The organism is Pseudomonas sp. SCPG-7 (assembly GCF_002156405.1).
Lineage (GTDB): Bacteria > Pseudomonadota > Gammaproteobacteria > Pseudomonadales > Pseudomonadaceae > Aquipseudomonas > Aquipseudomonas parakoreensis.
In genome coordinates this window covers 106,971-130,580 of record NZ_MVOO01000001.1, presented here as the reverse complement: position 1 = coordinate 130,580, position 23,610 = coordinate 106,971, and the positions used below count along the sequence as shown (strand labels likewise).

The 23,610-nt window shown below is 62.0% G+C and carries 21 protein-coding genes and 1 pseudogene; 16 read left to right on the top strand and 6 right to left on the bottom strand.

Features of this window, described 5'->3' with window-relative positions; genetic code table 11:
* Positions 1-14: 14 nt before the first annotated feature.
* Positions 15-2,144, top strand: coding sequence for a TonB-dependent receptor domain-containing protein (locus B1722_RS00705; RefSeq protein WP_086790900.1), 2,130 nt, complete (start codon positions 15-17; stop codon positions 2,142-2,144).
* Positions 2,145-2,181: 37 nt separating this feature from the next.
* On the opposite strand, the gene B1722_RS00700 is transcribed toward B1722_RS00705, so the two are convergent.
* Entirely contained in the window at positions 2,182-2,550 is a 369-nt protein-coding gene (locus tag B1722_RS00700) for a lysozyme inhibitor LprI family protein (RefSeq protein ID WP_086790899.1), read from the bottom strand.
* Between the two features lie 41 nt (positions 2,551-2,591).
* On the opposite strand from B1722_RS00700, the gene B1722_RS00695 reads away from it, so the two are divergent.
* From B1722_RS00695 to argE, 9 genes are all read left to right on the top strand, one after another.
* Complete coding sequence (locus B1722_RS00695) at positions 2,592-2,822, top strand: hypothetical protein (protein ID WP_041062748.1); 231 nt, start codon at positions 2,592-2,594, stop codon at positions 2,820-2,822.
* A gap of 660 nt (positions 2,823-3,482) precedes the next feature.
* On the top strand, positions 3,483-3,668 hold the full coding sequence (locus B1722_RS00690; RefSeq protein ID WP_041062751.1) for a DUF1843 domain-containing protein: 186 nt from the start codon (positions 3,483-3,485) through the stop codon (positions 3,666-3,668).
* 34 nt (positions 3,669-3,702) lie between these two features.
* Entirely contained in the window at positions 3,703-4,320 is a 618-nt protein-coding gene (locus B1722_RS00685; RefSeq protein ID WP_086790898.1) for a DUF1842 domain-containing protein, read from the top strand.
* Positions 4,321-4,362: 42 nt separating this feature from the next.
* The gene (locus tag B1722_RS00680) at positions 4,363-4,941 is read left to right on the top strand and encodes a DUF1842 domain-containing protein (RefSeq protein WP_086790897.1); all 579 of its coding nucleotides are present in this window, start codon (positions 4,363-4,365) and stop codon (positions 4,939-4,941) included.
* A 102-nt stretch (positions 4,942-5,043) separates the two neighbouring features.
* Positions 5,044-6,507 carry a GDL motif peptide-associated radical SAM/SPASM maturase gene (locus B1722_RS00675; RefSeq protein WP_086790896.1) on the top strand — a complete coding sequence of 488 codons (1,464 nt, stop codon included), beginning with the start codon at positions 5,044-5,046 and terminating at the stop codon, positions 6,505-6,507.
* A gap of 256 nt (positions 6,508-6,763) precedes the next feature.
* Positions 6,764-8,083 (top strand): NAD(P)/FAD-dependent oxidoreductase, encoded by a 1,320-nt coding sequence (locus B1722_RS00670; RefSeq protein ID WP_086790895.1) that lies wholly within the window; start codon positions 6,764-6,766, stop codon positions 8,081-8,083.
* Between the two features lie 57 nt (positions 8,084-8,140).
* The gene (locus B1722_RS00665; protein ID WP_003225869.1) at positions 8,141-8,557 is read left to right on the top strand and encodes a RidA family protein; all 417 of its coding nucleotides are present in this window, start codon (positions 8,141-8,143) and stop codon (positions 8,555-8,557) included.
* Between the two features lie 152 nt (positions 8,558-8,709).
* On the top strand, positions 8,710-9,387 hold the full coding sequence (locus B1722_RS00660) for a DUF1028 domain-containing protein (RefSeq protein ID WP_086790894.1): 678 nt from the start codon (positions 8,710-8,712) through the stop codon (positions 9,385-9,387).
* A complete protein-coding gene (gene argE, locus B1722_RS00655) occupies positions 9,384-10,535 on the top strand; it encodes an acetylornithine deacetylase (RefSeq protein ID WP_086790893.1) in 1,152 nt (383 codons plus the stop codon). The genes B1722_RS00660 and argE overlap by 4 nt, the downstream gene beginning before the upstream one ends.
* 19 nt (positions 10,536-10,554) lie before the next feature.
* On the opposite strand, the gene B1722_RS00650 is transcribed toward argE, so the two are convergent.
* Entirely contained in the window at positions 10,555-11,466 is a 912-nt protein-coding gene (locus B1722_RS00650; RefSeq protein ID WP_041062784.1) for a LysR substrate-binding domain-containing protein, read from the bottom strand.
* A gap of 362 nt (positions 11,467-11,828) precedes the next feature.
* Between B1722_RS00650 and B1722_RS00645 the strand changes: the two genes are divergently transcribed.
* Together B1722_RS00645 and B1722_RS00640 are read left to right on the top strand one after the other, a co-directional pair.
* Positions 11,829-13,244, top strand: coding sequence for a cytosine permease (locus tag B1722_RS00645; RefSeq protein ID WP_086790892.1), 1,416 nt, complete (start codon positions 11,829-11,831; stop codon positions 13,242-13,244).
* A 102-nt stretch (positions 13,245-13,346) separates the two neighbouring features.
* Positions 13,347-13,644: pseudogene (locus tag B1722_RS00640) on the top strand (glutathione binding-like protein).
* 3 nt (positions 13,645-13,647) lie between these two features.
* Here the strand turns inward: B1722_RS00640 and B1722_RS00635 are convergent.
* A complete protein-coding gene (locus tag B1722_RS00635; protein ID WP_086790891.1) occupies positions 13,648-14,310 on the bottom strand; it encodes a M24 family metallopeptidase in 663 nt (220 codons plus the stop codon).
* Between the two features lie 83 nt (positions 14,311-14,393).
* On the bottom strand, positions 14,394-15,272 hold the full coding sequence (locus B1722_RS00630; protein WP_041063049.1) for a LysR family transcriptional regulator: 879 nt from the start codon (positions 15,270-15,272) through the stop codon (positions 14,394-14,396).
* 103 nt (positions 15,273-15,375) lie between these two features.
* Here B1722_RS00630 and B1722_RS00625 point away from each other — a divergent pair, with 103 nt between their 5' ends.
* Positions 15,376-16,767 (top strand): aldehyde dehydrogenase family protein, encoded by a 1,392-nt coding sequence (locus B1722_RS00625; RefSeq protein ID WP_086790890.1) that lies wholly within the window; start codon positions 15,376-15,378, stop codon positions 16,765-16,767.
* A 150-nt stretch (positions 16,768-16,917) separates the two neighbouring features.
* Here the strand turns inward: B1722_RS00625 and B1722_RS00620 are convergent, their stop codons facing one another.
* On the bottom strand, positions 16,918-18,087 hold the full coding sequence (locus B1722_RS00620) for a DUF1624 domain-containing protein (RefSeq protein WP_086790889.1): 1,170 nt from the start codon (positions 18,085-18,087) through the stop codon (positions 16,918-16,920).
* Positions 18,088-18,267: 180 nt separating this feature from the next.
* On the opposite strand from B1722_RS00620, the gene B1722_RS00615 reads away from it, so the two are divergent.
* Together B1722_RS00615 and B1722_RS00610 are read left to right on the top strand one after the other, a co-directional pair.
* On the top strand, positions 18,268-18,864 hold the full coding sequence (locus B1722_RS00615; protein WP_041062800.1) for a paraquat-inducible protein A: 597 nt from the start codon (positions 18,268-18,270) through the stop codon (positions 18,862-18,864).
* Positions 18,861-19,550 carry a paraquat-inducible protein A gene (locus tag B1722_RS00610; RefSeq protein WP_041062803.1) on the top strand — a complete coding sequence of 230 codons (690 nt, stop codon included), beginning with the start codon at positions 18,861-18,863 and terminating at the stop codon, positions 19,548-19,550. Before B1722_RS00615 ends, B1722_RS00610 begins: the two co-directional genes overlap by 4 nt.
* On the opposite strand, the gene B1722_RS00605 is transcribed toward B1722_RS00610, so the two are convergent.
* Positions 19,483-22,509, bottom strand: a complete 3,027-nt coding sequence (locus B1722_RS00605; protein WP_086790888.1) for an FAD-binding and (Fe-S)-binding domain-containing protein — start codon at positions 22,507-22,509, stop codon at positions 19,483-19,485. The genes B1722_RS00610 and B1722_RS00605 overlap by 68 nt on opposite strands.
* Positions 22,510-22,668: 159 nt before the next feature.
* On the opposite strand from B1722_RS00605, the gene B1722_RS00600 reads away from it, so the two are divergent.
* Positions 22,669-23,553: a LysR substrate-binding domain-containing protein gene (locus B1722_RS00600; protein WP_041062806.1), complete on the top strand. Its 885-nt coding sequence runs from the start codon at positions 22,669-22,671 to the stop codon at positions 23,551-23,553.
* The last annotated feature ends 57 nt before the right edge of the window (positions 23,554-23,610 follow it).

Genomic DNA, 23,610 nt, shown 5'->3' with positions numbered 1-23,610 from the left:
TCTGGAGTTTCTCGATGCCGTCGCCCAAATCCCTGCCCTCTGCCCTGCTGGGCCTCGCCCTCGCCTGCCCGGTCATGGCCGCGGAACCCAGAGGCATGGAGTTGGGACAGGTGCTGATTTCCGCTGACGAGCAAAGTGGCACCGATGCCTCCGTGGCCGAGGCCGAAGCGCGTCTGGCACAAGTGCCCGGCGGCAGCAATGTGGTCGACATGCGTCAGCCGTTGCAGGGCCGGGTGGCGAGCAATCAGGACGTCCTGGCGTATCAGCCGGGGGTCTACACGCAGTCGGCGGGCAACGAAGGGGTGAAGATTTCGATCCGGGGTTCGGGGATCAACCGCGCACCCGGCGCGCACGCTTCGGGGTTGTACACGATGCTCGACGGCCTGCCGCTGACTGGCCCCGGCGGCACGCCCTACGAATTGCTCGAACCGCTGTGGCTCGACCATGTGGAGGTGCTGCGCGGCGCCAACGGCTTTGATCGTGGTGCGCTGGCGCTGGGCGGCGCCGTCGATTACGTCAGTCACACCGGCTACGACGCGCCGAAATTGCAGGTGCGCTATGCCACCGGCAGCCATGGTTATCAGCAGCGTCAGGTGAGTTCCGGGCAGGTGCTGGGCGACTTCGACTACTACGTGTCGCTGACCGACGCGAACGCCGACGGCTATCAGGATCACACCGCCAGCGAGAGCCAAGGCGTGATCGCCAACTTCGGCTATCGCTTCAATCCGAACCTGGAAACCCGCTTCTATTTCCGTTACCGCGAGACCGACAACGACCTCGCCGGCCGTGTAACCAAGCATTCGATCGAGCACACGCCACGGGCGGCCAACCCGGCTTACGTGGCGCGCGACGACAGCCGCAAACAACCGGGCAGCACCTTCATCGGCAACAAGACCACCTACTACATCGACGATGATTCGAGCATCCAGACCGGCCTCGTCTATCACGACTACCCGATGGACTTGCGTGAAGGCCCGAACCGTCTGAAAGTCGCCTACACCGACGTCAGCGGCACCTTCGACTACAAGCGTCGCGACACTTTGTTCGGCATGGAAAGCCATAGCACCGTGGGCCTGCGCACCACCAAACACCTGCCCAACGACGGCGCCAGTGAATTCGTGCGCATCCCGTCCGGCAACACCGCCGCGTATGCGCCGGGCACCCGCATGCGCAACTTCACCTATCAGGGTTCGGACACCGTCCTACACGTGGGCAACGACCTGGAAATCGCCGACGACCTGTGGCTGACCACCGGCCTCGCCGCCCTCTACACCCGCCGCGAAAGCGCCGTCACCTACCCGCAAAGCGGCCGCAAGACCAGCATGAGCGACTGGGACTATGCGCCGCGTCTGGGCCTGCGCTATCAGGTCACGCCGGACCTGCAGTTGTTCGGCAACCTCAGCCGTTCGGTCGAAGCACCGCACCCGTGGTCGCTGATCTACAGCTCGAACATCCGCTTCCCGGCCGGCAACGGCGCGGCGACCGGCACCCAAAGCGACCCGATCAAACTGCAGAACCAGACCGCGACCACCCTCGAACTCGGCGGTCGCGGCGACAGCGCGCTTGGCCAGTGGAGCCTGGCGTGGTACTACGCGCAGGTGCGCCACGAATTGCTGTCGGTGCTGCCGGACGCCAACGCCGTCACCCCGTACGAACTCAACGCCAGCCCCACCGTGCATCAGGGTGTCGAAGCCAGCTTGCAAAGCACGCTGTGGTCAGCCGCCGACGGACGTAAATTGAGCCTGCGTCAGGCCTACACCTTCAGCGACTTCCACTACCGCGACGATCAGCGCTTCGGCGACAACCGCCTACCCGGCCTGCCGATGCACTACTACCAGGGCGAACTGCGCCACGACTGGCCACAAGGCTTCTTCGCGGCGATCAACACGCAACTGGTGTCCAAAGTCGCGGTGGATTACGCCAACAGCTACTACGCCGATCCCTACGCACTGTTCGGCGCCACCGTCGGCTACAACGCGCCGAAAAACGACTGGCAAACCTGGCTCGACCTGCGCAACCTGACCAACAAGCACTACGCCGCCACCGTTACGCCGGGGTATGACGACAAAGGCCAGGATGCGGCGCGGTCTACGCCGGGCGAAGGGCTGGGGGTTTATGTCGGGGTGTCGTGGAATTTGCTCTGACCGCAGGATCTGACCCGTAGCGGCAACAAACAGCGGGTCAAAACGGCCCCTGCGTCATCACCCGCGTCTCGATGATGTTGCGCAGCGCGTCAACCCGCTTCTGATACAGCTCAGTCAAGCAACCGACCTTCGCGCCACAGGCCTTGCGGCGTTTCAGGAAAGCCTGCTGCTCGCCGATCAGCGCGTCGCACCCGCCCATCGGCAGCAGGCGTTTGTCGAGGCTGAACAGCTCGCCCATGGTCACGTCCAGGTCGTTCAGCGAGCGGTTGGCGCAGACTGCTTTCTCGTCTGCCGCTTTGGCCTTGGCACAGTCGAAACTGGCGGCGTGTGCTGAATTGGCAGCGATTAGCAGCGCACAGCCGAGGGCCGCGGCGGTCACCCGTGAAATTTCTCGAACTCGTGTCATGTCGTCGTATCCAACGTTGTAAGCCAATGGAGGTATGAGAAATGAAAAGCACCGACGACAGCAAGCCTGCAACCCCTCACAACGCACCACCGCTGGATGCGGCGGGCAAACCGGTGGATGTGGTTCGCCGGGATCTGCAGGACAGCGACGACGACACCAAGGCTGTGGACGAGGTGCTGACGCCGACCTCGATTCGCACCAAGGAACAGGAGGCCGAGGAACTCAAGCGCAAGACCGATGCGATCGAGCGCAAGGTCGCCGACGGCAATTAATTCGTCGAACACAGGGTAGCGCTGCGCGAATATGCGCGTTGGATGGATTGCTTATTGCCAATGATTCCATGCGTTGCGCGCGCCTCTCTTCCCTCCCGATAACTGTGTCCGGTCAAAGACTTGAAGGTCTGGAGCGGATACGTTCTGCTGACCGTCAAACTCCCGCCCACGACCGTTCGGCGCTTTCGCTGGCAGGGCCGCCAAATCGCATCTAGGGTTGCGTGGCTGGCGATGTGCCAGCGACCCGCGAGCGGCGGTCACGCGCTCGCCCGTAGTAGCACTGGAAAAGAAATCAGGGATGGTTTTTGTGCTTGCGGCTGTTCTGCGCGCCACCGGGCGCGCCACTGATCCCTGCGTTTCGTTGTGTTCTCTCAAGGATAGAAAGATGAACAACGTACCGGTCATTTCCCCTTGCCAGCCCCTGAGGCAGGCCACTTGCGAAACACCCGACGTCCCGCCTGGCGGTTTCGGCTGAGGACACGCGCGGCCTCGGCGCATGGCGCCTGCGCCGTGCACCCGGACATCACCCTTGAACAGATCCCGACGGATCAGGTTGCTCGCCTGCCGGTGCTCCACAAGGCAGAGGCTGCCTGTCTGTCAGGTAAGGCGCCCCTTCTCGTCAGGGGGCGGTTTTGCAGCACCAATGAGGAAACCCTCGCTATGTCCCGTTCAACGGCCAACATCCCGCCTTACGGCGTCGCCATTCAAAGTGCGATCAAGCAAGGCGATGTGCAGCACATGAAGACGCTGTTGCAGCAACGCGACACCAGCAAGCCCGAAGCGCAAGACCTGAAAGACGCGTACGAAAAACTGGCCAGGGAAGTTTCCAGGCACGAAAAGTCCTGAAGCCATCAATCACATTGCAATGGAGGCAATCAACATGTCCGGATCCACTAAAAATGTCGGCCTGTTCCCGGTGAGCTATCGCATCGGCACCGGCGCTCCCGGTGCGCAGTCGCTGGCGCTGCACCTGCTGGTCTCGACACCCGATACGAAAGTCAACGGCACCGCCGCGATCACCCAGGCGACCAATCCGCCGCTCGACGTGCATTCCGACGTCTGGGGCGAGTACACCTACCTCACCGTGATGTCGCCCGGCGTCAGCAAGATTCTCGTGACGGCCCAGGGCAATCACGGCGGCCCAGGCGCCAACTCCCTCGATAACTTCGAGGTGCGGCTGGTGGTGGGCACTGACTGGCGCGAAGGTGTCGCCAACTATCGCTACTTCGATGGCCAACGCTGGCATGAGGTCAACAACGCCCCGGCGCATCTGGTGGAGTCGATACCTTCACCGTTCAATCCCGGCCCGGTGATCAACCCGCACCCACCGATCCTGCCGCTGTATGCCGCGCCGATTCAGAGCGCCATTGCCAGCGGTGACCTGGCGCAGATGAAAAATCTCGCCCGACTCGCCGAACAGCAACTGGAGCAACTGCCGAAATTGCGCGACGCACTGGACACCGCGAAGAAAGAGGTCAGCCGGCTGCAGAGCCGCTGAGTCAGGCCACTTGATTCACCATTCACTTCAGGGAGTAGCACCATGTCGATTGGACTTTTTCACACTCGTCTCTACATCAGCAACTCACTGCTTGGCGCACCGGTTCTGACCCTTGATCTGCTGGTCGACACCGCGCATAAACGGGTCAGCGGGATTGCCAGCGTGTTCCAGGCCACCTGGCCGACGGTCAATTTCCGGACTCAGGTCTGGGGCAGTTTTTCCGAAACCAAACTGACTGCAAACGTCGAGAACCACATCATCCTGACCCTTGACGGCGGTCCGAGCGGCCCGCTCAGCCAGATCGCCCAGACCTTCCACCTCAGAGGCATCCTGGGCGGCGACTGGGCCAGCGGTTTTGTCGATTATCGCTATGAAGAAAAGGGCCAGTGGCAGGAGGTTAAGCACGTTGCGGTGCATCCGGCACCCAGCGAGCAACCGCACCCCACGCCGCATCCGCAACCCCTGTACGCCGTGGCCGTGCAGCAGGCGCAGGCCGGCGGCGATCTGGCGCAGCTCAGATCCGTGGTGCAACAGGCCGAGCAACAAGTGGCGCATGAGGGCGCCTTGCGCAGTGCGCTTGAGCATCTGAAAGCGGAAATCACGCGTCTGGAAACACGCTAACCGGCCGGCCCCGGGCGCGATTGCACAGGATCGCGCCCGGGGCTTGTTCAACGGCGGTCAATGCCTTCGTAGCGCGCACAGGATGGTGCGCAAGGATTTCCCATGTCAGACGTGCGCCCTGCCCGTTATCTCAGCGACACCGATCTCAAACGCTACGTGCCGGTGCATGTGGTCTGGGAGATCACCCTGGCCTGCGACTTGAAATGCCTGCATTGCGGCTCCCGCGCAGGGCATCGCCGGCCTGACGAACTCAACACCCGCGAATGCCTGGACGTCATCGACTCGCTGGCCGCGCTCGGCACTCGCGAAATCACCCTGATCGGCGGTGAAGCCTACCTGCGCAAGGACTGGACACAACTGATCAAGGCCATTCACGACCACGGCATGTACTGCGCAATCCAGACCGGCGGGCGCAACCTGACCCCGGCGAAGATGCAGGCGGCGGTGGATGCCGGGCTCGACGGCGTGGGCATTTCCCTCGATGGCCTTGCGCCGTTGCACGATGCGGTGCGCAACGTTCCCGGCTCGTTCGACAAGGCCGTGGACACCCTGCGCCGGGCCAAAGCCGCGGGGCTGGCGGTGAGCGTCAACACCCAGATCGGCGCCGCGACTCTGCCCGACTTGCCAGCGCTGATGGACACCATCATCGAACTCGGCGCCACCCATTGGCAGATCCAGATCACCGTCGCCATGGGCAACGCGGTGGATCATCCGGAGTTGCTGCTGCAACCCTATCAATTGCTCGAAGTGATGCCGCTGCTTGCGCGGCTGTATCGCGAAGGTGTCGACCGTGGCTTGCTGATGAATGTCGGCAACAACATCGGCTATTACGGCCCGTATGAACACCTGTGGCGCGGCTTCGGCGACGAGCGCGTGCACTGGACCGGTTGCGCCGCCGGCCAGACCGTTCTGGCGCTGGAGGCCGACGGCACGGTCAAGGGCTGCCCGTCACTGGCCACCGTGGGTTTCTCCGGCGGCAATGTGCGCAGCATGAGCCTGCACGACATCTGGCATTACAGCGAAGGCATGCATTTCGGTCGCTTGCGCTCAGTGGATGACATGTGGGGTTACTGCCGTGGCTGTTACTACAACGACGTCTGTCGCGGCGGCTGCACCTGGACTTCGCATTCGCTGCTCGGCAAACCCGGCAACAACCCCTATTGCCATTACCGTACGCTGGAGTTGCACAAGCGCGGGCTGCGCGAGCGCATCGTCAAGGTCGAGGACGCGGCGCAGAAATCATTTGCGGTCGGCCGTTTCGATCTGATCACCGAACGCATCGACACCGGCGAAAAAGTCAGCAGCGTCAGTGACAGCGGTCAGGTGATCAAACTGGTTTGGATCAATCAGGGCCAGCAATCGCCGGAGCAAGGCCGGATCGCCCCGCAACTGAGCCTGTTCCGCAGTTGCTTGCAGTACATCTATCCGCACGAGGTGATCTGTCCGCACTGCGCCGCCGATGTCGCCGCCGCCGAAGCCGAGCACCAGGCCAATCGCGCGCGGCAGCAGGCAATCATGAATACGCTGACCGGGCTGCTGGGCATTGCGCCCAGTCACCTGAGCTGATTGCATGAGGTCGGCGTCAGTCCTGAAATAGAAATTTCTCTTCTGTGTCCCGGGTTTTCCTGCCCGGGACAGTTCACCCCCTGCCCGCAAAGGCCCGTTTTAACTGGGTTGGTCCGTTCTGCTTCAGCAATTTGTATTCACATCCCAGCTTAATAATATTTTACCGATACCCCCCTCCTGCCTAGTCTGACCGCAAGCAAAACGGACAAGCCTGAAGCGATCCGAATCCACTTGCCTTGCCAGGAAGGATGTACAAATGAGCACTGAAACAATAAAAACAGACACGCTTGTCGTGGGCGCCGGACAGGCGGGGGTGGCGATGAGCGAGCACCTGAGCAAACTCGGTGTACCGCACCTGGTGCTGGAGCGCAGCCGCATTGCCGAACGCTGGCGCAGCGGGCGCTGGGACTCGTTGGTGGCCAACGGTCCGGCGTGGCACGACCGCTTTCCGGGGCTGGAATTTGATGATGTCGACCCCGATGGTTTCGCCCCCAAGGAGCGTGTGGCGGACTACTTCGAAGCCTACGCGAAGAAATTCAACGCGCCGATCCGCACCGGCGTCGAGGTCAAAAGCGTGGTGCGCAATGTCGGGCGTCCGGGCTTCACCGTCGAGACCTCCGAGGGCGTGATCGAGGCCAGCCGGGTGGTCGCGGCGACCGGTCCTTTCCAGCGCCCGGTGATCCCGCCGATTGCACCGCACGACCCGCGCCTGCTGCAGATCCACTCCGCTGACTATCGCAACCCGCAGCAATTGCCTGCAGGCGCGGTGCTGGTGGTGGGTGCCGGTTCGTCCGGCGTACAGATCGCTGATGAGCTGCAGCGTTCCGGCAAACAGGTTTACCTTTCGGTCGGCGCTCACGACCGTCCACCGCGTGCCTATCGCAACCGTGATTTCTGCTGGTGGCTGGGGGTACTCGGCGAGTGGGATCAGGCGGCGATGAAACCCGGCCGTGAGCACGTGACCATTGCGGTCAGCGGCGCGCATGGCGGACGCACCATCGATTTCCGGGGTCTGGCCCATCGCGGCATGACCCTGGTCGGCGTGACCGAGTCGTTCAATAACGGCGTGGTGACCTTCAAGCAGGACCTGGTCGACAACCTCAAACGTGGCGATGAAAACTACCTCGCCTTGCTGGATGCCGCCGATGCCTACATCGAGCGCAACGGCCTCGACCTGCCGCAAGAACCTGAAGCGCGAGAGACCTATCCAGATCCGGAGTGCGTGAAAAATCCGCTGCTCGATCTGAATCTGGCCGAAGCCGGGATCACCTCGATCATCTGGGCCACCGGCTTCGCCGTGGATTATTCCTGGCTGCAAGTCGCGGCATTTGATGACAAGGGCAAACCGCAGCACCAGCGCGGCGTGTCCAGCGAGCCGGGGGTGTATTTCCTCGGCTTGCCATGGCAGTCGCGACGCGGTTCGTCGTTTATCTGGGGCGTCTGGCATGACGCCAAACACGTGGCCGACCACATCGCCACCCAGCGCAAATACCTTGATTACAAAGATGCCGAGCAGCGTGAAGCCGCCCTGCATTCGACCGCCAACACGAAAGCCGCCGACACCGTCGACGCTTGATTGCCTACTTTCGCGGCGGTGCGTCTGCGCCGCTGAATACCTAGTCTGGAGCTGTACATGAGCAAGCCAACTCACACCCGCATCCGTATGTTCAACACCAAGGACACTTACCCAAACCAGACCCTGGACAACGACCTTTGCCAGGCCGTGCGTGCCGGCAACACCGTGTATGTCCGGGGTCAGGTCGGCACTGATTTCGACGGCAATCTGGTGGGCCTCGGTGATCCGCGCGCGCAGGCCGAACAGGCAATGCGCAACGTCAAGCAACTGCTGGAAGAAGCCGGCAGCGACATGAGCCACATCGTCAAGACCACGACTTACCTGATCGACCCGCGCTACCGCGAGCCGGTGTACCAGGAAGTCGGCAAGTGGCTCAAAGGCGTGTTCCCGATTTCCACCGGGCTGGTGGTGTCGGCACTCGGGCAGCCGCAGTGGCTGATGGAGATTGATGTGGTGGCGGTGATTCCCGAGTAATCAGACGCACCGCGTCGCGGCCATCGCTGGCAAGCCAGCTCCCACAGGTTTGAGGTGCTTACAGATTTTGTGACCAACCCAATAACTGTGGGAGCTGGCTTGCCAGCGAAGAGGCCCGCAAGGACAACAAATTCCTCGAAAGGAGTTAGACCATGACCTTTTCAATCGCAGCCCGTTGCCCCGAAACCGGCCAGTTCGGTGTCGCCATCAGTTCCTCCAGCATCGCCGTCGGTGCGCGTTGCCCGTGGCTGCTGCCGGGGGTTGGCGCGGTGTCGAGCCAGAACATCACCCTGCCGTCCCTCGGCCCGGAAGTCCTCGCGCTGATGGAACAAGGTCACGCGCCCGATGCGGCGCTGGACCAGGTGCTGACCCGCAACGGTTATAGCCAGTACCGACAGATCACCGCGATCAACCACCTCGGCCAGACCGCGCATTTCAGCGGTGCGCAAACCCTCGGCGTGCACAACGCCGTCTGCGGCGAACAATGCGTGGCCGCCGGCAACATGCTCGCCGGGCGCGCGGTGATCGAAGCAATGGTCAGCGCCTTTGAAGACGGCGAAGGCCAATTGGCCGACCGTTTGCTCAAGGCCCTGCACGCCGCCCAGGCCCTCGGTGGCGAAGCCGGGCCGGTGCATTCAGCAGCGGTGGTGGTGGTCGGCGAACAGACCTGGCCGATCGTCAATCTACGGGTCGACTGGGCCGACGAAAATCCGATCGGCGAGTTGCAAACACTCTGGGACGCCTATCAGCCGCAGCTGCAGGACTACATCGATCGCGCGCTCGACCCGGCCAAGGCACCGGGCTATGGCGTTGCCGGAGATGATCGATGAGCAACAGCGCCGCGTTGCTCAAGACGCTGGTGGGGTTCGACACCACCAGCCGAGAATCCAACCTGCAATTGATCGAGTTCGTGCGCGACTACCTCGCTGGCTTCGACGTACCGTGCGAGCTGATCTACAACGCCGAGCGCAGCAAGGCCAATCTGTTCGCCACGATTGGCCCCGCCGGGCAACCGGGCATCGTGCTCTCCGGGCACACTGATGTGGTGCCGGTCGACGGCCAGCCGTGGACCGTAGCGCCTTTCGAACTCAGCGAGCGTGACGGCAAGCTGTTCGGCCGTGGCACCGCCGACATGAAGGGCTACATCGCCTGCGTGCTGGCCTTGGTGCCGGCGCTGGTTCGAGCAACATTGCGCATGCCGGTGCACATTGCCCTGTCTTACGACGAAGAAGTCGGTTGCCTCGGCGTGCGCTCGTTGCTCGCCGAGCTGGAACAACATCCAGCCAAACCTTTGCTGTGCATCATCGGTGAACCCACCGAACTGAAACCGGTGCTCGGCCACAAAGGCAAACTGGCAATGCGCTGCGACGTACACGGGCATCCGTGCCATTCGGCCTATGCGCCGCTGGGGGTCAACGCCATCGAGTACGCCGCCGAGCTGATCGGCGAACTGGGGCGCATCGGCCAACAGCTGAAGGCGCCCGAGCAGCACGACAGCCGTTTCGATCCGCCCTACAGCACGGTGCAGACTGGAGTGATCAGCGGCGGCAAGGCCTTGAACATCGTCCCCGCCGATTGCCGTTTCGACTTCGAAATCCGCGCCCTGCCCTCACAGGATCCGGCCCAGGTCGCGCAGCAGTTGCAGGCCTACGCCGAGCAGCAAGTGCTGCCACGCATGCGGGCGGTCAGCGAACACAGCGCGATTCGTTTCAGCGAACTGTCGGCTTATCCCGGCCTGGCCACCGATGCGCAGAGTCAGGCGGCGGAGCTGATCGCCGCGTTCTGCGGTTCACGGGAATTCGGCACCGTGGCGTTCGGCACCGAGGGCGGGCTGTTCGATGCGGCGGGCATTCCCACCGTGGTCTGTGGTCCCGGCAGCATGGATCAGGGGCACAAACCGGACGAGTTTGTCAGTCGCGCGCAACTCGATGCCTGTGATGCGATGCTGCAACGGATGCTGGCTTTTATCCGCGCTTGAAACACGGCTCGACGTACGTTCAGGCGTACAGTCGAGCCAATTCCTCCCGACAGTGATCGACGAACAACTGCACCGGTTTGGTCAGTTGCACCCGGCGCAGCCAGGCCGCCGACAGGCCCGAGCCGGTTACAGTTTCCGCCAGCGGCACACACACCACTTTCTGTCCGTCGTAGGTGTACTCGCCGAACGGCCGGGTCACCAGAATCGAAAAGCCGAAACCGCGCCCGACCATGCCGCGCACCATCTCGATCGACGGTGAGCTGAAAACGATGTGCGGGGTCAGTCCGCGCTCTTCGAAGATGCTCACGAAATAGGTACGGCTCGGCACCACGTCGAGCAGGATCATCGGTTCCAGCACCAGATCGTGCAGCGAGACTTTCACCTGTTGCGCAAAGCGGTGGTCGGCCGGCAGCAAGGCGTAAGGCTGCTGCGGGGGCATCAGCGAGGTGGTTTCGATGGTGCTGTCGAGGTCGTGCTCAAAGAGCATCGCCATATCGATGCTGCCGGCGGTCAGCGCCTGTACCAGTTCCTGCTGTTCGCCATCGCGAATACGGATTTCCACCCCCGGCCAGCGCTGCTTGAACCCGGCGATCAGGCGCGGCAGGTACAACGGCGCGACGGTTTCGAAACAGCCGATATCGATCTGCCCGGAGACCACATCGTTGTCCGCCAGCGCGTTCTGCTCGAACTCATGCGCCACTCGCAGCAATTCCAGCGCCTTGCGATAGAAACGCGAACCACTGGGCGTCAGCGACACGCCTTGGGCGTGATGGCGGATGAACAGCTGCACGCCGAAGCTTTCTTCCAGATGCTTGATCGCCGTGGAAACCGACGGCTGGGCGATATAGAGCTTGCGCGAGGCTTCGGCGACGCTGCCGCAGTCGGCGGTAGTGACGAAGTATTTGAGCTGGCGCAGGTTGTAGGCGGCCATGGAAAACCTCTGCAAGTAAGGCGACGCTTTTGTGGTGAGGGAGCTTGCTCCGGCTTGAGTGCGCAGCACTCACAATATCAGGGGTATGGCGCCGTTTTTGGGGCCGCTTCGCAGCCCGGCGGGAGCAAGCTCCCTCGCCACAGGAAAGGGTTCGCCTCTGAAAGTTTTTGTTGTTGATCACGGTTGAACATACCGGACAGCCCCCAAACCCGCGGCATATATTTTTTAAGGTCTGAAGCAACAAACTTACTAATTTATCTATCCCGGGCCTTTGCACATGATCGCTTCAACAAGAAATGCGCCGTCCGTGTCGGCGCTTACCGAAGTACGTCCACGTACTCATCCTTGCCTTGGAGTTCGTCATGTCCACCTCTGCAACAACGTCCGCGCCGCTCATTGAAAAACACACGATAGGATACGTGCCCCCCGAAGATCGCCACGGAAAGGTCAGGGATCTGTTCACACTGTGGTTCGGAGGCAACATCGCGCCGTTGCCCATCGTCACCGGCGCGCTGGGCGTGCAGTTGTTCCACTTGAATCTGGTCTGGGGCATCGTCGCGATTCTGGTCGGTCACCTGGTCGGCGGCGTGCTGATGGCACTGCACTCGGCGCAAGGCCCGCAGATGGGCATTCCGCAGATGATCCAGAGCCGCGCGCAGTTCGGCTCGCTCGGCGCGCTGCTGGTGGTGCTGATTGCCGGCGTCATGTACATCGGCTTCTTCGCCTCCAACATCGTACTGGCCGGCAAGTCGTTGCACGGCGTGGTCGACAGCGTGCCGGTGCCGGTCGGCATCGTCATCGGCGCCCTCGGTTCGGGGATCATCGGCATCATCGGCTACCGCTTCATCCACGTGCTCAACCGCATCGGCACCTGGGTGCTGGGGATCGGCATCGTCGTCGGCTTCGGCTACATCTTCACCCATATTCAAACCGATGACTTCCTCACCCGCGGCAGCTTCAACCTCTCCGGCTGGCTCGCCACCGTGTCGCTCGCCGCGCTGTGGCAGATCGCGTTTGCCCCGTACGTGTCCGACTACTCGCGTTACTTGCCGGCGGACGTGAAAGTCTCGTCGACATTCTGGACCACCTATCTGGGTTCGGCGCTGGGCTCAAGCCTGGCGTTCATCTTCGGTGCCGTTGCCGTGCTGGCAACGCCCGTGGGCATGGACACCATGGATGCGGTCAAACTTGCCACCGGCTCGATCGGGCCGCTGATGCTGGTGCTGTTCCTGCTCAGCGTGATCAGCCACAACGCCCTCAATCTGTACGGCGCGGTGCTGTCGCTGATTACCCTGGTGCAGACTTTCGCCTACCGCTGGATTCCGACCGCCAAGAGCCGTGCGGTGATCTCGATCATCGTGCTGCTGGCCTGCTGCTTCGCCGCCGTCGGCGCCTCGAAGGACTTCATCGGCCACTTCGTCGACATGGTGCTGGTGCTGCTGGTGGTGCTGGTGCCGTGGACCGCGATCAACCTGATCGACTTCTACGCCATTCACAAGGGCCAGTACGACATCCAGTCGATCTTCCAGGTCGACGGCGGCATCTACGGACGCTACAACCCGCAGGCGCTGCTGGCCTACGCAATCGGCATTGCGGTGCAGATCCCGTTCATGAACACCCCGCTGTACGTCGGCCCGGTGTCGGCGCATATCAACGGCGCGGATCTGTCGTGGCTGGTGGGGCTGCTGGTGACCTCGCCGCTGTACTTCTGGCTGGCCAATCGTGACAGCGCCTATCGTCGGCGGATGATGGGCGGCAAACTGGTGGGCAGTCTGTGACGATGTCCGCATGACAAAAGAAGGCCCGCCATGCGCGGGCCTTCTGCGTTGTGGTGTGGTATTTCCTGTGGCTGGACAGTCAGCCACAACACAGGGAATCCCATGTTGCGAATACTGGGCAAGGCCTCATCGATCAACGTGCGCAAAGTGCTGTGGACCTGCGCCGAACTGCAGATCCCGTTCGAGCGTGAGGATTGGCCTCGATCAGCAATTACAAAAGACTGGCGCCTATGTCAGTGGCGAACAGTTTTCCCTCGCTGATATTCCTATCGGGCTCTCGGTCAACCGCTGGTTCGAAACACCACTGGCGCATCCGGACTATCCCGCCGTCAGCGCGTATTACGAGCGTTTGAGCCAACGCGAAGGCTTTCGCCTGTACGGCAGAAACGGTACGCCATGACAATCAGATCAACAGATCTTCATAAAACGCGCCGAACGGTCGCTGCGGGTGGGCAATCTGGATTTCCAGAATCCACACCCCGGCATTCGGCGCCTGGTCGAAATCACCGAGATTGCCACCTTTGTAAATCGCGTGAGGGAAGTCGCTGACGCGGTGGCCCTTGATATCGAGGTGCAGTACCCAACCCATGGTGTTGGCCTGATCGGTGGCGTAGCGGTACAACTCGACCCCGGACACGCCCTGGCGCCAGAACGCTTCGACCCGGTCAAACAACTCCTTGGCCGCCGCCGCGCAAGCCATCATTTCCGGATCGGAACCGGTGGTGAACGTCGCCCCGGCATCGCCTTCGTGCCCCTGCCAGACCACGCCCATGTCGATGAAGAAAATGTCGTTTTCACCCAGCACCGGATCGCCATCGGAGCGTTGCTTGAAAGTCTTCAGGGTGTTGGCGCCAAAGCGGATCAGCAGCGGATGCCAGATGCGGTCCATGCCCAGTCCGGCGAGGATCTGCTTGCCCTGCTCCTGGGCTTCGGATTCGCGCATGCCGGGCTTGATCACCTGGGCGATGGCATCGACGGCCTGCCAGGTCAGATTCTGCGCGTGACGCATGGTTTCCAGCACAAACCGCTCACCGACTGCTTCTTTACCGCTCAGGGCTGCACTCATTTGCTTGTTCCTCATGGCTACGCTGTATAGTTTTTTATATTGCGAAACGCCGATCAAGATACAGCCATGACACAACGTGTCAATTACTCTTCTGCACGCACCACGCCGCGCTCTTCCAGCAAGCGCACAAACATGCTCAAACTGCGCGACACCGTACCCCGGCGCCACACCAGCCACGTGGTCAAGTAGCGAAAATCCGCCGCCAGCGGCCAGACACTGACCGTCGCGCTGCCGGGCATGCTCTGCAGCATTTTGCGCGGCATCAGCGCCAGCCCGGCCCCGGCGCTGACGCAGGCGAGCATGCCGTGATACGACTCCATCTCGAAAATCTTGCCCGGCACAGCGGCGTCGGTGCTGAACCATTTTTCGAAGTGGTGACGATAGGAACAGTTGGAGCGGAACGCGTAAATGTTTTCGCCATTCACGTCCGCCGCACGCTGCACCGGGGCGTGATTGAGCGGTGCGATGATGACCATTTCTTCTTCGAACGCCGGCACGCCTTCCAGCGCCGGGTGCAGCACCGGGCCATCGACGAACGCCGCCGCCAAGCGCCCGGCCAGCACGCCATCGATCATCGTTCCGGACGGGCCGGTGGACAGGTCCAGATCGACCTTGGGATGCAACTGGTTGTACGCCGCGAGCAGTTCGGGGATGCGCACGGCGGCGGTACTTTCCAGCGAACCGAGGGGAAATGCGCCCTGCGGCTCTTCACCAGCGACCGTGGCCCGCGCCTCCTGCACCAGATCGAGAATGCGCCGGGCGTATTCGAGGAAACTCCAGCCAGCCGGCGACAGGCGCAGACGGCTTTTCTCGCGAATGAACAGGTCGACGCCCAGGTCCTGCTCCAGCTGTTTGATCCGCGTGGTCAGGTTCGACGGCACGCGATGTATCTGCGCCGCCGCCGCACTGATGCTGCCGTGCTCGGCAACGGCCTTGAAGATTTCCAGCTGCACCAGATCCACAGTCATTCTCCAATCGTGAAAGAATCGATCTTTATTATTCAGTTTCCAGAAAACAAACGCCACCCTACTCTAGGCCCATCCACTGAACTCGCAGGAGCCAGCCATGAGCCAGATTTCCAGCCAGACCCACGCCATCTCGATCAACCCCGCCACCGGCGAACAGATCGGTCACTACGCCTTTGAATCCGCTGAGGCCCTCGACGCTGCGCTGACCCGCGCCGCATTCGGTTTCTCGAAATGGAAACGCAAGCCGCTGCAGGATCGCTCCCGCGCCCTGACTGCGCTGGCCGGCGCCCTGCGCGACAGCGCCGAAGCCATGGCGACCATGATCACCCTGGAAATGGGCAAGCCGATCGCCCAGGCCCGTGGCGAAATCGAGAAATGCGCCAAGCTTTGTGAGTGGTACGCGGAAAACGGTCCGGCCATGCTCGACGCCGAACCGACTCAGGTTGAAGGCGGCAAGGCGCGTATCGAGTACCGACCACTCGGCCCGATCCTCGCGGTGATGCCGTGGAACTTCCCGATCTGGCAAGTGCTGCGCGGTGCCGTTCCGGCGCTTATCGCCGGCAACACCTACGTGCTCAAGCATGCGCCGAACGTGATGGGCAGCGCCTACCTGCTGCGCGACGCGTTCAAGCGCGCCGGTTTCGCCGATGGCGTGTTTGAAGTGATCAACGTCACCCCGGAAGACGTTTCCAGCGCCATCGCCGACCCGCGCATCGCCGCTGTCACCCTGACTGGCAGCGTGCGCGCCGGTATGGCCATCGGTGCTCAGGCCGGTGCCGCGCTGAAGAAATGCGTGCTGGAACTGGGCGGTTCCGATCCGTTCATCGTGCTCAATGACGCTGATCTGGACGAAGCCGTGCAGGCCGCCGTGATTGGCCGCTACCAGAACTCCGGCCAGGTCTGCGCCGCCGCCAAGCGCCTGATCATCGAAGAAGGCGTGGTCGAGGAATTCACCCGCAAATTCGTTGAGGCCACCCGCAAGTTGAAGGTCGGCGACCCGTTGTCCGCTGACACCTATATCGGCCCGATGGCACGTTTCGACCTGCGTGACGAACTCGACCAGCAAGTACGCGACACCCTCGAAGAAGGCGCCACCCTGTTGCTCGGCGGCGGCAAGACCGAAGGCGCGGGCAACTACTACGAGCCAACCGTGCTGGCGGATGTCACCGACCGCATGACCTCGTTCAAACAGGAACTGTTCGGCCCGGTCGCGTCGATCATCACCGCCCGCGATTGCGCCCACGCCATCGCCCTGGCCAACGACAGCGACTTCGGCCTGACCGCGACGATCTACACCGCCAATGTCGCGCTGGCCCAGCAACTGACCAGCGAACTGGACACTGGCGGCGTGTTCATCAACGGCTATTCGGCCAGTGACCCGCGCGTGACCTTCGGTGGCGTGAAGAAAAGCGGTTTCGGTCGCGAGTTGTCGCACTTCGGCGTGCGCGAGTTCTGCAACGCGCAGACGGTGTGGCTGGATCGTAAATAACACCGCCCCCTGTAGGAGCTGCGACACGCTGCGATCTCTTGATTTTGATTTTCCAGATCAAGATCAAAAGATCGCAGCCTCGTTTCACTCGACAGCTCCTACAGGGTTTTACGTCGTGCGTTGATTGCGCGAGCGCAATGACCCCAGGGCTTACAGATATTTCAGCCAGGCGATGTCGCGGCGCCGCGACTTCAACGCGGAAAACCAACGCACCGCGGGGTACAGTGCCACCGCCAACAGCACCGACACCAGCCAGATTGCCGGCACCGAGTCGAATCCGAAATGGCTGCCCTGATTCAGCCCGAACAGCGCCAGCGCCATCAGGTAAAGCACCTTCAGCACGTACAGGTGCAGCAGATAGAAGAACATCGGCGCCGAACCGAAGACCGTCAGCCAGTGAATCCAGCGGCGCGTCTGCCGCCGTTCGAACACCCGCAATAACAGCAACCCGATGCTCACCGTCAGGGTGATGAACAGCAGCGATGGCGGGTACTTGGTGATGTTGAAAAACGCCATCAGCGTTTGCACGGTCGTGTCTTCAACCGCCCAAGGCTTTTCGCCATAAGCGTTGATCAGCCGCAGCCCGACGAAGCCCAGCAGACCGGCGATACCGCCCAGCAACAGAGCCTGCTGACGGCTCCAGGCATCAGCCCCGCGGGCGAACCACGGGCCCAGTGCATAACCCAGACCGATCACGCCGATCCACGGCAACAGCGGGTACGAAGTGCGCAAGCGCAGACTGTCACCGACCTCGATCCAGCCCCGGTCATGCAGAATCGCCCATGGCACATGCAGTGCCGACTCCGGCGCGAAATGCACACCGTCGAGCAGGTTATGCCCGGCAATGATCGCCAGGCTCAGCGTCAGCAACAGCCAGCGCGGCAACCAGACCAGCAGCGACAGCGCGATCATGCTCAGGCCAATCGCCCAGATCACCTGCAGATAGATCACGCTCGGCGGCAACTGAAACGTCCACGCGAAGTTCACCAAGGTGAATTCCAGCAGCACCAGAAACAGCCCCCGCTTGAACAGGAAGGCGCTGACATCGGCCTTGCCCGCGTACTTCTCGCCGAACAACCACGCAGACAGCCCGGTCAGCAACACGAACACCGGTGCGCACAGATGCGCCAGGGTGCGACTGAAAAACAACGCCGGCTCGGTGTTGGCGATGTCCATCGGATCGGACACCTGACGGTGCAACAGGAACGTCTCGCGCACGTGATCCAGCAACATGAACAGGATCACCAGACCTCTCAAGGCATCAATGGACAGCAAGCGACCGGTCGGCGGCGGGTTGGAACGAGCACAGGTAATCGTCATGGACATTTCGCCATCGAGTCAATGAATCAGGGGTCGCAACGGCGAACCTCAGCAAAAATTCGCGTTACTCTATAACATAAAAAGTCGATTCCCAAGCCAATCGACATTTGCCCAATCACGTCAGGCTTCTATAGTGATCAGGCGCCCCCCGCCCTTTGCGCCAGCTGTCGAGCGTTGCCCATGACCTCAACCGAACACCTGATCATCTGCGAGCATTGCGATTGCGTGTATGAAAAAGTCGTGCTCGGCAAACACCAGAAAACCCTCTGCGTGCGTTGTGGCGGCGTGCTGCAGCGTTATAACGGCTTGACCGTGGAACAGCGGCTGGCCTTGACGTTCACCGCCGCCATGCTGTGGCTGTTCGCCAACTTCTACCCGGTGATGAGCATCAGCATGAAGGGCCTGAAGAACAGCGCGACGCTGTGGGATTCGGTGCTGGCGTTGAGTCAGGGGCCGATCACCTTCATGGCGATGGTCGCGGCGATTTCGATCATCATCGCCCCGGCCTTTCAACTGGTGCTGTTGATCTGGGTGTTGAGTTACGCACTGTCTTCACGGCGGGCACCGGGATTCAAGCTGTGCATGCGCTGGCTGGAAACCCTGCGCCCGTGGAGCATGCTCGAAGTGTGTCTGCTGGGGGCAATGGTGGCGGTGTTCAAACTCGCCGGACTGCTGGATGTGCTGCCGGGCATCGGTTTGTTCGCCCTGGCGGTGCTGAGCCTGATGATGATCCGCATTGCCGGCCGCGACATTCGTGATCTGTGGGACATTCTATGAAGCGACCGGCGACCGCCAGCGAATTGAATCTGTGCCTGTGCCACAGCTGCGGGCTGGCTTGCGACATGACCGATGAACCGCATGAGTGCCCGCGCTGCGATGCACCGCTGCATCGGCGCAAGACCAATTCCCTGACGCGCACCTGGGCCTATCTGTTTGCCGCGCTGGCATTTTACGTGCCGGCCAATCTGCTGCCGGTGATGAACACGGTGATGCTCGGCAACGGCGCCGACAGCACGATCATGAGCGGCGTGCTGGAGTTCTGGGAAGGTGGCGCGTGGGACATCGCGCTGATCATTTTCATCGCCAGCATCGCAGTGCCGGGGATCAAGTTCGTTGCCCTGTCGCTGCTGCTGATCACCGTGCAGCGCGACAGCGACTGGGCGCGCCGCGAGCGTTCGAAGTTGTACCGGTTCGTCGAGCTGATCGGCTACTGGTCGATGCTCGACGTGCTGGTGGTCGCACTGGTCGCGGCGCTGGTGAAGTTCCAGGCGCTGGGCGATATCGAACCACGCCCGGGCATCCTGTTTTTCGGCATGGTGGTGGTGTTCACCATGCTCTCGGCGATGAGTTTCGACCCACGGCTGATCTGGGACAACGCCCCGGACGACGAACCACTCAGCGACGTACCACCTCAAGCAACACCTGCAACGGATGGCGCAGCGCCCGATCCGACTGGCGCTTGACCTGACTGCGGCAGGAATAACCGGTGGCCAGTGCTTCGCCCTGCTCCGCCGGCGCCTCGACCTGCCGCGCCCAGGATTGCTCGTAGATCACTGCCGAGGTTTCACGGTTGCGCGCTTCATGGCCATAGGTGCCGGACATGCCGCAGCAACCGGTGGCCTGCGTCGCCAGTTTCAACCCGGCCCGTTCGAACACTTGCTCCCACTGGCGAGTGGCGGCTGGCGCGTTGGTTTTCTCGGTGCAGTGCGCCAGCAGCCGGAATGACTGCGGCGCGTCGGCACCAGGCTGCTCCGGCATCACCTTGAGCAACCATTCCTGCACCAGTGCAACTTCCGGGCATTCCAGCATGCCGGGCACTTTCTGGTATTCCTGGCGATAGACCAGCGTCATGGCCGGATCCAGCCCCAACAACGGCACGCCGATGTCGGCCAGCTCACGCAGTTGTCGTGCATTGCGCAATGCTGCACGGTTGAACGCCGACAGGAAGCCCTGCACATGCAGCGGCTTGCCGTTGGCACTGAACGGCGCCAGATACACCTGATAGCCCAGCCGCGAAATCAGCTCCAGCAGATCCGCCAGCAGTGGCGCCTCGAAGTAACGAGTGAAGGCATCCTGCACCAAGACCACACTGCGCTCGCGCTGGGCCGGGGTCAGCGCCGACAGTGTCGAGACCGTCGCTGGCTGCACCTTCCAGCGACGCAGCGCAGCGTGAAAATCAAAGCGGCTGAGCAACGGCACATCGACCATGCCACCAAGGCGCTCCAACTGTTGGCGCACGAACGCAGCGCCCATCAAACCGTTGTACAGCGCCGGAATCCGCGCCATGTACGGAATGCTGTACTCCAGCGAAGCAATCAGATAATCCCGCGCCGGGCGCAGATAACGGCTGTGATACAGCTCCAGAAACCGCGAACGGAATTCCGGCACATTGACCTTGACCGGGCACTGCCCCGCGCAGGATTTGCACGCCAGGCAGCCGGCCATGGCGTCATACACTTCATGGGAAAAGTCTGCACTCTGCCCACGGCTGTTGCGCCAACGGGTCCACAGGTTGCGGAAAAATGCCGGACGACGGATCGCCTCCGACAGCACATCCACCCCTGCCTCGCCCTGCAAACGCAGCCATTCGCGGATCAGCGATGCGCGGCCCTTGGGCGATTGCGCACGCTCGCGGGTGGCTTTCCACGATGGGCACATGGCGTCGTCGGGATCGAAGTTGTAGCAGGCGCCATTGCCGTTGCAATGCAGGGCCGCGCCGTAGCTTTGCCAGACCTTTTCGTCGATCTGCCGGTCGAGTTCGCCGCGCAGGGTCACTTCGTCGATCTTCAACAGCTGCGCGTGCGTGTTGGCCGGCGTGGCGATCTTGCCCGGGTTGAACTGATTGAACGGGTCGAACGCGGCTTTGAGTGCCTGCAACGCCGGGTACAGCTCACCGAAAAATGCCGGCGCGTATTCCGAGCGCAGACCTTTGCCGTGTTCACCCCACAACAGGCCGCCGTAGCGCTGGGTCAGCGCCGCGACACCGTCGGACACCGGACGCACCAACGCCGCTTGCTGCGGATCCTTCATGTCGAGAATCGGCCGCACATGCAGCACGCCGGCATCGACATGGCCGAACATGCCGTACTGCAAACCGTGGCTGTCGAGCAGTTCGCGCAGTTCAGCGATGTATTCGGCCAAGTGCTGCGGTGGCACTGCGGTGTCTTCGACAAACGGCTGCGGCCGCGCTTCGCCGGCAACGTTGCCGAGCAGGCCGACGGCACGCTTGCGCATGCCATAGACCTTGTTCAACGCCGCCTGGCCGACCGCCAGGGTATGGCCGAGGCGTTCGACGGTGGTGTCGCTGCTCAAGTGTTCGAGGAAGGCTTCGACCCGGCGTTGCAGATCTTCAGGATCGTCGCCGCAGAACTCCACCAGGTTGATCCCGAGTGTCGGCCGCTCGGCGCTTTCCGGGAAATATTCGGCGACGCCGTGCCAGACGATGTCCTGCATCGCCAGCAGCAATACCTTGGAATCCACGGTTTCAATCGACAGCGGCTTGAGCGCCATCAGCGCCCGAGCATCGCGCAACGCATCCATGAAGCCGGCGTAGCGAATGTTCACCAGCATCGTGTGTTTGGGGATCGGCAGAACGTTGAGCTTCGCCTCGACCACAAACCCCAGCGAGCCTTCGGCGCCGCACAGCACGCTGTTGAGGTTGAAACGATTGTCGGCCTCACGCAGGTGCGCCAAGTCGTAGCCGGTCAGGCAGCGGTTGAGATCAGGGAAGCGTTGCTTGATCAGCTCGCCCTGCTCATCAATGATCTGCCGCGCACAGCGATAGACTTCACCGACCCGGTCTTCACGGGCACACAACGCTGTCAGGTCGTCCTCCGCCAGCGCTGCACCGTGCAGGCGTTCACCGCCGCGCAGAATCATGTCGAGTTCCAGCACGTGGTCGCGGGTCTTGCCGTAGGTGCAACTGCCCTGGCCGCTAGCGTCGGTGTTGATCATGCCGCCGACGGTGGCGCGGTTGGAGGTCGACAGCTCCGGGGCGAAAAACAGCCCGGCGGATTTCAGTGCGGCGTTGAGCTGATCCTTGACCACCCCGGCCTGCACCCGTACCCAGCGCTGCTCGACGTTGATTTCCAAGATGCGGTTCATGTGCCGCGACAGGTCGACGACGATGCCATCGGTCAGCGACTGACCGTTGGTGCCCGTGCCACCGCCGCGCGGAGTGATCACCACTTGCTGATAAGCCGGTTCGGCGATCAGCCGAGCGACCCGCATCACATCCTCGGCATCCATCGGAAACACCGCCGCTTGCGGCAGGCGCTGATAGATCGAATTGTCGGTGGCGAGCACTACTCGGCTGGCGTAATCGGCACTGATCTCACCACGAAAGCCACTGGCTTTCAGGGCTTTGAGGAACTGTTGGTAATCAGTGGTCAATGCGGTGGCGGGCGACAGCTGGGCAATCATGGGTCGGGAAATCTCGGTCAATATCGGGCCGTGTGGCGGTGAACAGTTGTGCGCAATGAATGATTGCGTCACGCTCCCGCCATCTCATGGTGCTTATGTTCATTGCTTGGTGCTATCGGGACAAACGTAAAATCGACCCGCAATCCATGACTAAAACGAATGAATCCGCGAACCCTCACCCCTTCCATGTCGTTATTGCTGGCCTTCGAGGCCGCTGCACGCCATGAAAGCTACACCCGCGCCGCCCACGAACTGTCGCTGACGCAAAGCGCGGTCAGCCGTCAGGTGCAGATTCTGGAAAAGATGCTCGGCATGCGCCTGTTCAGCCGCGAAGGCCGACAAGTGGTTTTGACCGATGTCGGGCGCATGTATCAGCGCGAACTGGCCGAAGCCCTCGGGCAGATCCGCAGCGCGACGTTGCAGGCCATGGCGTTCGGTTCGGGCATTCACAGTTTGCGTCTGGCGACGCTGCCGACCTTCGGCTCGAAATGGCTGCTGCCACGGCTCAAGGACTTCTACACCGCGCACCCGGGCATGACCGTGCACTTGCATTCGCGCATTGAAGCAATCGACTTCGACACCAGCGAAATCGACGCCGCGATCTGTGTCGGCGGCGGTGAATGGCCCGGCCTCAGCGCCCTGCCACTGCACACTGAGGAACTGGTGGTGATCGCCAGCGCGCAGTTGTCGACGGCCGAACGCGACGACGCCGAACAGCACATCGCCGGGCAGTTGCTGCTCAATGTCAGCAGCAATGCCCAGGCGTGGGCGGAATGGTTCACCCATCATGGTTTGCCACACCGCAGCATGCGCATCGGCCCGAGCTTTGAAATGACCTCGCACCTGATTCAGGCGGTGCGGGCGAATATTGGCGTCGGGCTGGTGCCGCGGATTCTGGTGGAGGATGAATTGCTCAACGGCGAACTGCTGCAATTGGGGGAGCCGATCACCAGCCGGCGCAGCTATTACCTGGTGTATCCGCCGCGCAATGAGGCGTTACCGTCATTGAAAGCGTTCAGGGACTGGTTGGTGGATACGCTGTGAACAGCAGCAGTGCTTTTTTAAAGGTGGAGGCGCACTCGGCCCCTTCAACAGTGGACT

Bases quoted from the DNA above. Each gene is read 5' to 3' on its own strand.
- B1722_RS00690 (WP_041062751.1), top strand. From the start codon at position 3,483: ATGTCCCGTTCAACGGCCAACATCCCGCCTTACGGCGTCGCCATTCAA.
- B1722_RS00675 (WP_086790896.1), top strand. From the start codon at position 5,044: ATGTCAGACGTGCGCCCTGCCCGTTATCTCAGCGACACCGATCTCAAA.
- B1722_RS00610 (WP_041062803.1), top strand. From the start codon at position 18,861: ATGAAGCGACCGGCGACCGCCAGCGAATTGAATCTGTGCCTGTGCCAC.
- argE (WP_086790893.1), top strand. From the start codon at position 9,384: ATGAGCAACAGCGCCGCGTTGCTCAAGACGCTGGTGGGGTTCGACACC.
- B1722_RS00660 (WP_086790894.1), top strand. From the start codon at position 8,710: ATGACCTTTTCAATCGCAGCCCGTTGCCCCGAAACCGGCCAGTTCGGT.
- B1722_RS00620 (WP_086790889.1), bottom strand. From the start codon at position 18,087: ATGACGATTACCTGTGCTCGTTCCAACCCGCCGCCGACCGGTCGCTTG.
- B1722_RS00700 (WP_086790899.1), bottom strand. From the start codon at position 2,550: ATGACACGAGTTCGAGAAATTTCACGGGTGACCGCCGCGGCCCTCGGC.
- B1722_RS00625 (WP_086790890.1), top strand. From the start codon at position 15,376: ATGAGCCAGATTTCCAGCCAGACCCACGCCATCTCGATCAACCCCGCC.
- B1722_RS00665 (WP_003225869.1), top strand. From the start codon at position 8,141: ATGAGCAAGCCAACTCACACCCGCATCCGTATGTTCAACACCAAGGAC.
- B1722_RS00705 (WP_086790900.1), top strand. From the start codon at position 15: ATGCCGTCGCCCAAATCCCTGCCCTCTGCCCTGCTGGGCCTCGCCCTC.
- B1722_RS00685 (WP_086790898.1), top strand. From the start codon at position 3,703: ATGTCCGGATCCACTAAAAATGTCGGCCTGTTCCCGGTGAGCTATCGC.
- B1722_RS00695 (WP_041062748.1), top strand. From the start codon at position 2,592: ATGAAAAGCACCGACGACAGCAAGCCTGCAACCCCTCACAACGCACCA.
- B1722_RS00635 (WP_086790891.1), bottom strand. From the start codon at position 14,310: ATGAGTGCAGCCCTGAGCGGTAAAGAAGCAGTCGGTGAGCGGTTTGTG.
- B1722_RS00615 (WP_041062800.1), top strand. From the start codon at position 18,268: ATGACCTCAACCGAACACCTGATCATCTGCGAGCATTGCGATTGCGTG.
- B1722_RS00600 (WP_041062806.1), top strand. From the start codon at position 22,669: ATGAATCCGCGAACCCTCACCCCTTCCATGTCGTTATTGCTGGCCTTC.
- B1722_RS00650 (WP_041062784.1), bottom strand. From the start codon at position 11,466: ATGGCCGCCTACAACCTGCGCCAGCTCAAATACTTCGTCACTACCGCC.
- B1722_RS00680 (WP_086790897.1), top strand. From the start codon at position 4,363: ATGTCGATTGGACTTTTTCACACTCGTCTCTACATCAGCAACTCACTG.
- B1722_RS00605 (WP_086790888.1), bottom strand. From the start codon at position 22,509: ATGATTGCCCAGCTGTCGCCCGCCACCGCATTGACCACTGATTACCAA.
- B1722_RS00670 (WP_086790895.1), top strand. From the start codon at position 6,764: ATGAGCACTGAAACAATAAAAACAGACACGCTTGTCGTGGGCGCCGGA.
- B1722_RS00645 (WP_086790892.1), top strand. From the start codon at position 11,829: ATGTCCACCTCTGCAACAACGTCCGCGCCGCTCATTGAAAAACACACG.